At 68.2% G+C, this 12,146-nt stretch carries 7 protein-coding genes and 1 pseudogene; 3 read left to right on the forward strand and 5 right to left on the reverse strand.

Annotation, left to right across the window (positions count from 1 at the left end):
• Positions 1-464 precede the first annotated feature (464 nt).
• From IG90_RS0104990 to IG90_RS0105005, 4 genes are all read right to left on the reverse strand, one after another.
• A complete protein-coding gene (locus IG90_RS0104990) occupies positions 465-2,678 on the reverse strand; it encodes a hypothetical protein (RefSeq protein ID WP_233435902.1) in 2,214 nt (737 codons plus the stop codon).
• Positions 2,679-2,907: 229 nt separating this feature from the next.
• Positions 2,908-3,237: a hypothetical protein gene (locus IG90_RS0104995; RefSeq protein WP_030578106.1), complete on the reverse strand. Its 330-nt coding sequence runs from the start codon at positions 3,235-3,237 to the stop codon at positions 2,908-2,910.
• Between the two features lie 692 nt (positions 3,238-3,929).
• Positions 3,930-5,459, reverse strand: a complete 1,530-nt coding sequence (locus tag IG90_RS0105000; RefSeq protein ID WP_030578109.1) for a helix-turn-helix domain-containing protein — start codon at positions 5,457-5,459, stop codon at positions 3,930-3,932.
• A 626-nt stretch (positions 5,460-6,085) separates the two neighbouring features.
• Entirely contained in the window at positions 6,086-6,541 is a 456-nt protein-coding gene (locus IG90_RS0105005; protein ID WP_030578111.1) for a RidA family protein, read from the reverse strand.
• Between the two features lie 274 nt (positions 6,542-6,815).
• Between IG90_RS0105005 and IG90_RS0105010 the strand changes: the two genes are divergently transcribed.
• Positions 6,816-7,250, forward strand: coding sequence for a VOC family protein (locus IG90_RS0105010; protein WP_030578114.1), 435 nt, complete (start codon positions 6,816-6,818; stop codon positions 7,248-7,250).
• 78 nt (positions 7,251-7,328) lie between these two features.
• Here the strand turns inward: IG90_RS0105010 and IG90_RS0105015 are convergent, their stop codons facing one another.
• The gene (locus tag IG90_RS0105015) at positions 7,329-8,024 is read right to left on the reverse strand and encodes an alpha/beta fold hydrolase (protein WP_030578116.1); all 696 of its coding nucleotides are present in this window, start codon (positions 8,022-8,024) and stop codon (positions 7,329-7,331) included.
• A gap of 297 nt (positions 8,025-8,321) precedes the next feature.
• On the opposite strand from IG90_RS0105015, the gene acnA reads away from it, so the two are divergent.
• Both acnA and IG90_RS41510 read left to right on the forward strand, forming a co-directional pair.
• Positions 8,322-11,036 (forward strand): aconitate hydratase AcnA, encoded by a 2,715-nt coding sequence (gene acnA, locus IG90_RS0105020; protein ID WP_030578119.1) that lies wholly within the window; start codon positions 8,322-8,324, stop codon positions 11,034-11,036.
• A gap of 917 nt (positions 11,037-11,953) precedes the next feature.
• Positions 11,954-12,094 (forward strand): annotated as a pseudogene (locus tag IG90_RS41510) (histidine phosphatase family protein); the annotation flags it as partial.
• Positions 12,095-12,146: the final 52 nt, after the last annotated feature.

The raw sequence follows: 12,146 nt of genomic DNA on the forward strand, positions 1-12,146 counted from the left end.
TGGCTCGGAATAGATCAGGCGGGTAGAGCCGGTCAGCTGGCGGTCGGTCTCGGCCGTCTCCACGGCTATGTACTGAGGGCCAGAGCCTGGGGCGTGGAGCTTGTCACGATACTCATCGGGGGGCGGCCCGATACCTCGCTGGCTCAGACGTCACGATGGGTGCTCCCACGAGGTGGGCGCAGGTTTTGCCCGCCACGGAGCCCGTCTACGGCAGAGGGCGCGCCCAAGGTGGTGCGAGCCGAGCTTTCTTCTTCTGTGTGGCGAGGTGGTCAGTCGGAGGACTTGGATGCGCGTCCGGACCCCAGGTCGCGTCGCGAGGTTGGAGACGTCGAGTAGATGGCGGTTCACCTCGTCGCCCAGACGGTGCAAGGCAAGCTCCAAGGGCCGCACGGCTGGCGAGCGGAAGCACGCAGGCCCGTTCCGGAACTGACCGGGACGGGCCTGCGTGGGAGCCAGGAGGGGAGTCAGGATCGATGACCGCTCCAGTGGAACAGGTCTTGTTCCTCGATCACCTGGTCCACAAGAGCGGACATGGCATGCAGCAGGCCGTTCCCATCGCGTGACGGGGTGGCGGTGGGGATGGGGGCGCCACGCTCCAGCACGTCGGAGTCGATGATCTCCGCCCGGATGAAGGTGGAGCCCTTCCCTTGCTGGCAGTAGGCATCCAGCCAGGCACTCTGAACGTCCGTCTTGATGCGTTTTTCTGTCAAGGCATAGATCTTGCTGGTGATGGCGCTGCTGATCTCTTCGACGATCGCGTCCCGCTGCTCGCCGGTCGGAGGTTCCCCCTCCCAGCGCACGGGACGCTCAAGCAGCCACATGATCTGCACCTGGAGCTCATTGCGGAGTTCAGCGACAGGTTTGAGTGTGTCGTACTCGTCCCACCCCCATTCACCGAGCCGCCTGGAGAGGGCCTTGATCCGCGTCCAATGCTCTTTCGAGTTCGACTCAAGACCGAGAAGCCCACGCCATCGGGCACGGTAGGTGCTCACCGCTTTGGTCACGGCGAGGGCCAGATCCATCCGGTCGAAGACCGGTTTCGCCGGCCCCAGCGGCACCGATTCCTCACCCTCGGCGAGTTGTCGTGTCAGCGCCTCGAGCTGACTGATGGTGCGTCTGGCGCTGTTGCTGACGGGACGTAGTGGCTTGTGCATTCCACCGACGAAGTAGCAGCGCCGTTCCAGTCGCCGCCGGATTCCCCGCTCTGCTGTCGTACCCAGCTCCTCCCCGATGGAGCTGAGCATGTTCTCCGCCGAGGCGCGAACATGCTCCTCCCTGTCCGCGAAACTTGGAAGGTTGTCGGCTCTCATGCGGTCGAAATGCGTGAACAGAAAGCTCAGCTTGCTGGTATTACCCGAAACGGCGATGGTCTTCAAAGCCGCAGCGGGAGCTGCTTGCATGGGAGCGGTGGCATTGTCCACCAGGAGGATGGCATCGACTTCGTCGAGCCGCTTGGCCAGATCGGTGGAGAGCGTGGACGCCGACTTCGGTGTATGCCCCAGACCCTCCAGGTCGATGAGGACCATCCGTTGCGGCGCTTCTGCCCATGAGGACGTAAAAGGTCCGCCCACTCGGATGCCGTTGACGAGTGGTGTGAGCAACCGGCCGAAGAGCGGAGCGTAGTTGCTGGAAAGCCACGTGACCGACTTGAGGAACGCGCCACGGTCCTCGGTCGACAGGGTCCAGGTGAGCGGCCACCCCTGGCGCGTGCGCCGGAGCTCGCCCTCTGTGAGGAGTGCGAAGCGGAGCTCGATCTCATGGAGCATGTTGTCGACGATGGTGTGGAACTCCTCCAGCTGGCGGAGCGAGGAGTCGAGTACTTCTTCCAGGAGTTCCTCGATGACCCGCTCGTCGTCACCCGCCTGCGGCTGCAGGTCCGCAAGGGCACCTTGCTTCTGCTCCGCCACCAACCTTCGCAGCTCGGCCACGGCCGTGGTGAGCATGGCGGCGGTCGCCTCACTGTCGATGGCGGCGAGTTCGTCGGCTTCGAGCGCAGTCGTGTCCTCGTCCGTCTCGTCCTCGTCATCGGGCATGTCGTCGTCATCGGATGTCAGCGTTGGCCGGCCGAGTGTGTAGCTGAATCGGAAGCGCTGGTTCACGTGATCCAGAAGTCGCCTCAGCGCTTCGCTGTTCGACTTCCCCTGGAAGATCGCCAATGCGGCGGAGGATACGTTGTCCGTGAGGTGATCGATCACCTCATCTCGAGCGGCGAAAGTGACCGCAGCCTGGTAAGGACCGTCCTCCGTCGGGATGATCTCGGTATCGGCCACCGTGGTTTTCGCTGTCGACGTGGACGGGAAACGCTCGGTGCCGGGATCTGTGCCGAGCAGTTGCCGCACCGCCGTGGTTTTCCCGGCTCCCGTCGTACCCAACAGGAGAACATGGGGGTATCCATCAGCCAGGGTCGGCAGAGGCAGAAATTCTTCGCGCAGTCCTCTGAAGTCTGTGCGGGTGGCTTCGAGCCCGTCGTAGAAGACATCGACGATCCGCTGGTCGTACAGCGCGATTGCTTTAGACCGGGCCTGCGGCTCCCACAGCCCTTCGTCCTGAAGGATCTGATTCAGTTGGTCGACGAGGGCATCGGCTTCCGCGTCGACGCTTGTTCCCAGTCCTCGTCGGACACGCCGCCCCTGTTTGCCGGTCGCCGGATCAAGTCGACTCGGGTGCCGGAAGATCACTGACCATCCGTCCCGCCCCTGCGAACGGCTCTTCGACGCGGTGTAATGACGTCCCATCGCCAACCCCCCCAGTTGTTCCCGGTTGTTCCGGGATGCAGAAGGTTGGCAGTCACAGTGACGCATAGTCAAATCGATCAAGCTGCTTGTCTGCGGTGGCGCTTGATCGAGATGAATCCGGCTTCCACGGCCTGCTTACGGGGCGCCGTCATTCCTCGTACCTGCGTGTGAGTCAGCTCTTCCCGCCTGCCTCGATGGAGGCGTAGGGCTGCCGTTGAAGCTCATCGCGCTCGACGTTCGGAATCGCCATTGACTCGGCGATCGCGGCGGCTGGCGAGTCCACTTGAGTGTTGGCGATGTCGGCGTGGAAGGCAACTGCATGTTCTACGCCACGCGTGATGAGGTCGATCGCCAAGCGCGCCATTCTGTCCTGTGTGGCCGCTGCTCGGACGTATCGCACTCGGTTGAGCGGGGTCTCCTGACGAATCTCGGCCTGCTCAAGGATCGCGTTCGTCCTGGCTGTGATGATGCGGCGATCCGTGACGGTGACCAGCGTCTTCACCTCGGTTGCGTCCCTCGCTGCCGTCAGCTTCTCCTTCGCCCTGCCGAGGATCGCGGAAGGTGGATTGAGGGCGTAGTGCGGGTCGGGGAAGCTGAGGGCGCGCAGGGTCTCCTCGTCATCTAGGAACCATCGCAGGGTGCGAAGCGAAGGTACGGCTCGAGATCCAGCGATTCAGGCGCGCAGGCGACACCCGGAGCCTCGATGTGGAGGGGCCGGTGGATGGAGCGCGTCGGCAAGAGGCTGGATCGCTTCCAGGAGACGGGTTGAGGTTTGGCGCTACTGCCCCCTACGCGCCACGGGCGGCGACGTCACGGACAGCTCTACAGGACGTACACCCGCGCCAAGCAGATTTCCACAGTTCTCGCCTCGTTCGGCAACTCACGGTTCCGAGGTTCGCGCGATCCTTGACCGCGAGCGTAGCCACCCCTCCCTCTTGTTGCAGAACAAGTCGCGGATGTGAGGTGGTCGGGCATTGCGAGGTCCCTCTGGTGAGCACTCTCCGTGAAGGCTGGCGGGTAATCAGATATTTCTGATGCCTCGTTACCTATTCAAGATCATCTTGCACACGCGTTGCACAAGGTGATGAAAAGCAGCGGTGATCAATGGAAGGTCGAGAAAGGGTATAACCGCAGTTCATAAGGCATTGAGGGGTGCTGTGTCCCTTGCCCTCAAGAGGCACGACACCCCGCCGATCAGATGTCCCGGAAGATCTCGATCTGCGCGCCCACCGAGTTGAGCCGCTCGGCCAGCTCCTCGTAACCCCGGTTGATCACATAGACGTTGCGGAGTACGGAGGTGCCTTCCGCCGCCATCATGGCCAGCAGCACCACCACGGCGGGCCGCAGCGCTGGCGGGCACATCATCTCGGCGGCGCGCCAGCGGGTCGGACCCTCGACCAGGACCCGGTGGGGGTCGAGGAGTTGGAGGCGGCCGCCGAGGCGGTTGAGGTCGGTGAGGTAGATCGCGCGGTTGTCGTAGACCCAGTCGTGGATCAGGGTCTGACCGTGCGCGGCGGCCGCGATCGCCGCGAAGAACGGGACGTTGTCGATGTTGAGGCCGGGGAACGGCATCGGGTGGATCTTGTCGATCGGGGCCTCCAGCTTGGAGGGCCGTACCGTCAGGTCCACCAGCCGGGTGCGCGCGTTGTCGGCGGCGTACTCCGGTGTGCGGTCGCAGTCGACGCCCATCTCCTCCAGGACCGCGAGCTCGATCTCCAGGAACTCGATCGGCACCCGGCGGATGGTGAGTTCGGACTCGGTCACCACCGCGGCGGCCAGCAGGCTCATCGCCTCGACCGGGTCCTCGGAGGGGGAGTAGTCGACGTCCACGTCGATCTGCGGGACCCCGTGCACGGTGAGCGTCGTCGTACCGACCCCGTCGACCCGTACGCCCAGCGCCTCCAGGAAGAAGCACAGGTCCTGGACCATGTAGTTGGACGAGGCGTTGCGGATGACGGTCGTGCCGTCGTGGCGGGCGGCGGCCAGCAGGGCGTTCTCGGTCACCGTGTCGCCGCGCTCGGTCAGCACGATGGGCCGGCCGGGGGAGACGGAGCGGTCCACCTGTGCGTGGTACAGGCCTTCCGTGGCGGCGATCTCCAGGCCGAACCGGCGCAGCGCGATCATGTGCGGCTCGATGGTGCGGGTGCCGAGGTCGCAGCCGCCCGCGTACGGCAGGGTGAACTGCTCCATCCGGTGCAGCAGCGGGCCCAGGAACATGATGATCGATCGGGTGCGGCGCGCGGCGTCGGCGTCGATCGCCTCCAGGTCCAGCTGCGCGGGCGGCACGATCTCCAGGTCCACGCCGTCGTTGACCCAGCGGGTGCGTACTCCGATGGAGTTGAGCACCTCCAGGAGCCGGAACACCTCCTCGATCCTGGCCACCCGGCGCAGGATCGTACGGCCCTTGTTGAGGAGCGAGGCGCACAGCAGCGCGACGCAGGCGTTCTTGCTGGTCTTGACGTCGATGGCCCCGGAGAGCCGGCGGCCGCCGACGACCCGCAGATGCATGGGCCCGGCGTAACCGAGCGACACGATCTCGCTGTCGAGGGCTTCACCGATGCGGGCGATCATCTCAAGGCTGATGTTCTGGTTGCCGCGCTCGATGCGGTTGACGGCGCTCTGGCTCGTGGCGAGCGCCTCCGCCAACTGGGTCTGCGTCCAGCCCCGGTGCTGACGGGCGTCACGGATGAGCTTGCCGATGCGTACGAGGTAGTCGTCTGACATGGCGGCAGGTTATCTCAGATATGAGATGAGGATGATGTGGGGTGTGTCGTTCGAGTGACGGGTGGGGACCGGCTCCGCGGGTGTGCCGGGTCTCCCCATCGTCGCCCGCGCGGGAGCGAGGGGCGCGGTCAGCGCGTCCGTACGGGCATGGGGCCGCGCGCCCTGTCCGTGTGGGGCGCGGGGCCGCGCCCCCCTCCGTACGCGCCCGCGGGTCGCGTCCGTACGGGCCCGCGGGACGCGCCCCCCGGCCCGGTCCTCAGGTCGCTCTGCCGTGTCGGCGGGCGGTGGCACGGCAGGTCGCTCTACCGTGTCGGCGGGCGGTGGCACGTTTCCGGTGGGCGACGGCGGGTTCGACCGGGACCGGCGCCGGCCGGCGCCACGTGGCCGCGACGGGGGAGACGAGGTGGGCGACCGTCACCGACGCGGCGAAGAGCGCCGCGGTCGAGGCCAGGTCGGCGGTGACCGCCCGCCCGCATCGCCCCGAGCGGCTTCCGTCGCGGGCTCCGCCGCCCTCCGGCCGGTCAGGGGCATCAGGGGCACCGCCGGTTCCAGCAGGTTCGTGTGACGGCGACCATGCCCGCGTATCGCTCACCCGCCTCAGGTTGCGGGGCGAGGGGGTCACCCCGTCATTGCGGCGACGGGGGGCAAGCAGGGCCGCCGGGTGCCGGGGCGTCGAGGACGGCGGCCACGGCTTCGATCTCGACGAGCTGGTCCCTGTAGCCGAGCACGGTGACGCCCATCAGGGTGCTGGGCGCGTCGTGGTCGCCGAAGGAGTCCCGGACCACCTCCCAGGCGGCCACGAGATCCTCCTGCCGGGCCGATGCCACGAGGACCCGCGTGCTGATGACGTCCTCGGCCGAAGCGCCCGCGTCGGCGAGCGCGGTCCGCAGGTTCTCCATGGCCTTCGCCGCCTGACCGGCGTAGTCCCCGACGGCCACGGTGTCGCCGTGCTCGTCGAGCGGGCACGAACCGGCGAGGAAGATCAGCCGTGCCTCGGCGGGCACCGTGGCCGCGTAGGCGTACTCGGCCACGTGGGAGAGGGTGCGGGAACGGATCAGCGAAACGGCGCTGGTGCGGCTCACGGTGGGTGCGTCTCCTGGGGCTGGGGCGCGTGCTGGGTGTGCTGGTCGTACCGGGTTCGCCGGGAGGCCGAGCGGGGTGCGCTGCGGCGGCCGGTCCGCGGCGGCCGGTCCGGGGGCGCTGTCCACCCGGGGCCTGCTGCCGTGTTCCGGTCTGTGTCGGTCCTGGAGCGCACCATCCTTTCAGCGCGCTTCGCGTCCCGCCCCTCCTTTTCCGGCCGGTGCGGGAGAGGAAAAACCAGTTCCCCGGCGAACGGCGCGCCGCTAGGGTGGTCCGATGCCGTCGGTCAAGCAGGTCCAGATCACCTTCGACTGCGCGTCGCCCACGCGCGTCGCCCAGTTCTGGTGCGAGGTGCTGGGGTACGTCCTCCCGCCACCGCCGGAGGGGTTCGCCACGTGGGGTGATCACCAACTCTCGTTGCCGCCCGAGAAGCGGGATGCGGGAGCCGTCTGCCAGGATCCCTCGGGCGTGGGTCCGCGGATGTACTTCCAGCGCGTTCCCGAGGGCAAGGTCGTCAAGAACCGTGTGCATCTCTGCGTGCGGGTGGGCACGGGGCTCGTGGGCGATGAGCGCCTCGCCGCGCTCGAGGCCGAGTGCGCGCGACTGCTGCCGCTCGGCGCGGTGCGCGTACGGCTGCTGCTCGCGGACGAGGAGAACGAGTCCTGCCTGGTGATGCAGGACGTCGAGGGCAACGAGTTCTGCCTCGACTGACAGTGATGATGTTCGTGGTGACGCCGCAGGTGGGTCTGACCCGGGCATGAGGTCGCCGGAGTGATCCCACGGACGCCCTCAGCCGGCGACGGGAAGCTGCAGGGCGAAGCGGCGGACGGCGTCGGTGAAGGCGTCCGGGGCGTCGAAGTTCGCGAGCGGGTGCGCGCGGGCGAAGTCCGCCTCGCCGGACCGGAACGCGCTGTCCTTCTCGCCGTTGAGGATCAGTGCCGGAGCCGCCACATGGCACATCGCGCGCGCGTCGAAGCGGCCCAGCACCTCGCCCCAGGCGGCGGGCAGGGTGTGGAAGGCGTAGCCGGACCGGATGGTGGCCTCCACCACTTCCCGCGGGTACTGACGCAGCAGGAGCCGGTCGTTCCACCGGGCCGGCCGGTCCGCCGGTACACGGGGGACCAGCCCGGCGACCCACCGGTACGGGGTCGTCCAGGGGCCGCGGGTGGAGGCGCCGGCGCCCGCGAGGACCAGTCCGCGCAGGTGCTCCGGACGCCGTCGCGCGAACTCCAGCGCGACGTATCCGCCGAGCGAGTGCCCGACGACCAGGGCCGGACCGCGGCCGAGTGAGTCCACCGCGGACGCGATGACCTCGGTCGCGGCGCCCAGGCTCCAGGGCTGGGCCGAGCGCGCGCCGTGGCCCGGCAGGTCGATGGCGGCCACCGGGAATTCCGCCCGGAGCGCGGCGAGCTGAGTGCTCCACTGGCCGGCGCTGAAACGTGTCCCGTGCACGAAAACGATCGGTGGTGTGTCCGCTGCCGCCATCGATCCCCCCGGTGATGTCTACGCACGCGGACTCTACCGGCGAGGCCCTCCGCGATCGCGGCGGACCGGCGCGTCCCATGCTGTGGGGGCACCTGGGCATGACCGGGCGGCGGCTATGTACTAGAGTTATCTCGACATCGAGATATCTGCCGAGGCGCACCGCAGCCGCCGCCCGGTAAGGGTTACCTAACTAATCCTTACTTTAGCGGATGGTCGGGGCCGTAGACGGCAAACGCGGCGCCGACTGCCAATGAGGCGCGGCGCGGAGATACGCGCACATTGAAGAAGGAGACTGTCGTGTCGGCGAACAGCTTCGACGCCCGCAGCACGCTGCGCGTGGGCGACGAGTCGTACGAGATCTTCAAGCTGGACAAGGTAGAGGGCTCCGCGCGCCTCCCGTACAGCCTGAAGATCCTGCTGGAGAACCTGCTCCGCACCGAGGACGGCGCGAACATCACCGCCGACCACATCCGGGCCATCGGCGGCTGGGACTCCCAGGCGCAGCCCAGCCAGGAGATCCAGTTCACGCCGGCCCGCGTGATCATGCAGGACTTCACCGGCGTGCCGTGTGTCGTGGACCTCGCCACCATGCGTGAGGCCGTGAAGGAGCTGGGCGGCGACCCGGCGAAGATCAACCCGCTGGCCCCGGCCGAGCTGGTCATCGACCACTCCGTCATCGCCGACAAGTTCGGCACCAAGGAGGCCTTCGGCCAGAACGTCGAGCTGGAGTACGGCCGTAACAAGGAGCGCTACCAGTTCCTGCGCTGGGGCCAGACCGCCTTCGACGAGTTCAAGGTCGTCCCCCCGGGCACCGGCATCGTCCACCAGGTGAACATCGAGCACCTGGCCCGCACCGTCATGGTCCGGGGCGGCCAGGCCTACCCCGACACGCTCGTCGGCACCGACTCGCACACCACCATGGTCAACGGCCTCGGCGTGCTGGGCTGGGGCGTCGGCGGCATCGAGGCCGAGGCCGCGATGCTCGGCCAGCCGGTCTCCATGCTCATCCCGCGCGTCGTCGGCTTCAAGCTGACCGGCGAGCTCCCGGCCGGCACCACCGCCACCGACCTCGTGCTGACCATCACCGAGATGCTCCGCAAGCACGGCGTCGTCGGCAAGTTCGTCGAGTTCTACGGTGAGGGCGTCGCCGCCACCTCGCTCGCCAACCGCGCCACCATCGGCAACATGTCGCCGGAGTTCGGCTCCACCGCAGCGATCTTCCCGATCGACGACGAGACGCTGAAGTACCTGCGCCTGACCGGCCGCGACGAGCAGCAGGTCGCCCTCGTCGAGGCGTACGCCAAGGAGCAGGGCCTCTGGCTGGACCCGGCCGCCGAGCCGGACTTCTCCGAGAAGCTGGAGCTCGACCTCGCCACGGTCGTCCCCTCCATCGCCGGCCCGAAGCGCCCGCAGGACCGCATCGTCCTCGCGAACGCCAAGGAGCAGTTCGCCCGCGACGTCCGCAACTACGTCGCCGACGACGAGGAGGCGGGCAAGGAGTCCTTCCCGGCCTCCGACTCCCCGGCCTCCTCCAACGGCGTCCCGTCGAAGCCGACCACGGTCACGGCCCCCGACGGTTCGACGTACGAGATCGACCACGGCGCCGTCACCGTCGCCGCGATCACCTCCTGCACCAACACCTCGAACCCCTACGTCATGGTCGCCGCCGCGCTCGTGGCGAAGAAGGCCGTCGAGAAGGGCCTGACCCGCAAGCCGTGGGTCAAGACCACCCTCGCCCCCGGCTCGAAGGTCGTCACCGACTACTTCGACAAGGCGGGCCTGACCCCGTACCTCGACAAGGTCGGCTTCAACCTCGTCGGCTACGGCTGCACCACCTGCATCGGCAACTCCGGCCCGCTGCCGGAGGAGGTCTCCAAGGCGGTCAACGAGAACGACCTCGCGGTCACCTCGGTGCTCTCCGGCAACCGTAACTTCGAGGGCCGGATCAACCCCGACGTCAAGATGAACTACCTGGCGTCCCCGCCGCTGGTCGTCGCGTACGCCATCGCCGGTTCGATGAAGGTCGACATCACCAAGGACGCCCTCGGCGTCGACCAGGACGGCAAGCCGGTCTACCTGGCCGACATCTGGCCCACCGAGGCCGAGGTCAACGACGTCGTGGCGAACGCCATCGGCGAGGACATGTTCAACAAGTCCTACAAGGACGTCTTCGCGGGCGACGCCCAGTGGCAGGCGCTGTCGATCCCGACCGGCAACACCTTCGAGTGGGACTCCGAGTCCACCTACGTGCGCAAGCCCCCGTACTTCGAGGGCATGACGATGGAGACGTCCCCGGTCGAGGACATCACCGGCGCCCGGGTGCTCGCCAAGCTCGGCGACTCGGTCACCACCGACCACATCTCCCCGGCCGGCGCCATCAAGGCCGACACCCCGGCCGGCAAGTACCTCAGCGAGCACGGCATCGAGCGCCGTGACTTCAACTCCTACGGCTCGCGCCGTGGTAACCACGAGGTCATGATCCGCGGCACGTTCGCCAACATCCGCCTGCGCAACCAGATCGCGCCGGGCACCGAGGGCGGCTACACGCGCGACTTCACCCAGGCCGACGCCCCGGTGTCGTTCATCTACGACGCCTCGCAGAACTACCAGGCCGCCGGCACCCCCCTCGCGATCCTCGCGGGCAAGGAGTACGGCTCCGGCTCGTCCCGCGACTGGGCCGCCAAGGGCACCGCGCTCCTCGGCGTCAAGGCCGTCATCGCCGAGTCCTACGAGCGCATCCACCGCTCGAACCTCATCGGCATGGGCGTCCTCCCGCTGCAGTTCCCCGAGGGCCAGACCGCCGAGACCCTCGGCCTCACCGGCGAGGAGACCTTCTCCTTCACCGGCGTCACCGAGCTGAACAACGGCACCACCCCGCGCACGGTCAAGGTCACCACCGACACCGGTGTGGAGTTCGACGGCGTCGTCCGCATCGACACCCCCGGCGAGGCGGACTACTACCGCAACGGCGGCATCCTGCAGTACGTGCTCCGCAGCCTGATCCGCAGCTAGGGCGTGTTTCGAAAGTCCCGCCTGCTCGGCGGCGTCTGGCACGCACGCTCGCCGCGTTGTCGGGATCACCCCGGTACATCCGGTATCGGGGCGACCCTCCGCCTTGCGATCGCACGCACCAGACGCCGCCGAGCCCCGCACGACCCGGTCGATCCGGCACTTCGTGCCCGCCGGTACCTCGCCGATGCCCCCGGCCGTGACCGTGGCCGTCGCGCCGGGGGCGACAGCGTCCTCCGTGGCCCCGAGGCCCTCGGTCACCACCTCACCGTCACGGTCCACGAAAGAGACGAACACGAGGTAGGACGCGGTGCTGTCGGTACCGTTCACGATCTTCACGTCGGCGGACATCCAGTTGACCAGGGAGTCCCGCGTGCACGTCGTGATCGTGGCGTCCGTCTCGGCGGCCGGTTCGTCGGCCTCCGGCTCCTCGGAGTCCTCGAGCTCCTCGAACTCCTCCCAGCCCTCAGGGTCTTCTGGCCCCGTCGTGTCGCCGTACCGCGAAGCCGCCCGGTCCTCGGCCCGCGCGATGGTCTCCGAGGTCTTCTGCACCAACGCGTGGACCAGAGCCACCGTCGCACCGGTGACGACGAGCCCGCCGACTACGGACAACGTCACGATCAGGCCCGTACGCCCCTGCTTGCGCGGCGGCGCGGCGGGGGGCGCCCACGGCGAGGGGGGCTGGGTGAACACGGGCTGCCGCGGTGTCTGCGGCTCCGGTCGGGGCGGAGGCGGAAAGGCGTCGGACAAGAGGTCCCCCCACGGGAAATGGATCAGGCAGGTGCCCTACCGTACGTGCCTCCGACTTCCCGCCGCCTCCAGGTGCGATCGTGAGCCGGGGACCCGAGCCCGCGGTCCCCACCTGCACAGAGAGCGAAACGGACCCGCATGGGCGAGCTGATCCTCATCCGGCACGGCGCCGCTACCTCGGCCTGACCCCGGCCGAGGGACGGCTCTTCCAGGTCGCCACCGGCGCCGTCTCCCGGCTCGGCACCGAACACGGCCGGCCGGTCGTCGCCGCGCTCAACGTCGCCCTCCCCGAAAGCCTCCAGCCGGAGTGAACGCCCACGGCCGGCACCACCTCCCTGGGGGTACCGGCCGCCTGCGCTCACC

It is taken from the genome of Streptomyces anulatus (genome assembly GCF_000721175.1).
GTDB classification, from domain to species: Bacteria; Actinomycetota; Actinomycetes; order Streptomycetales; family Streptomycetaceae; genus Streptomyces; species Streptomyces anulatus_C.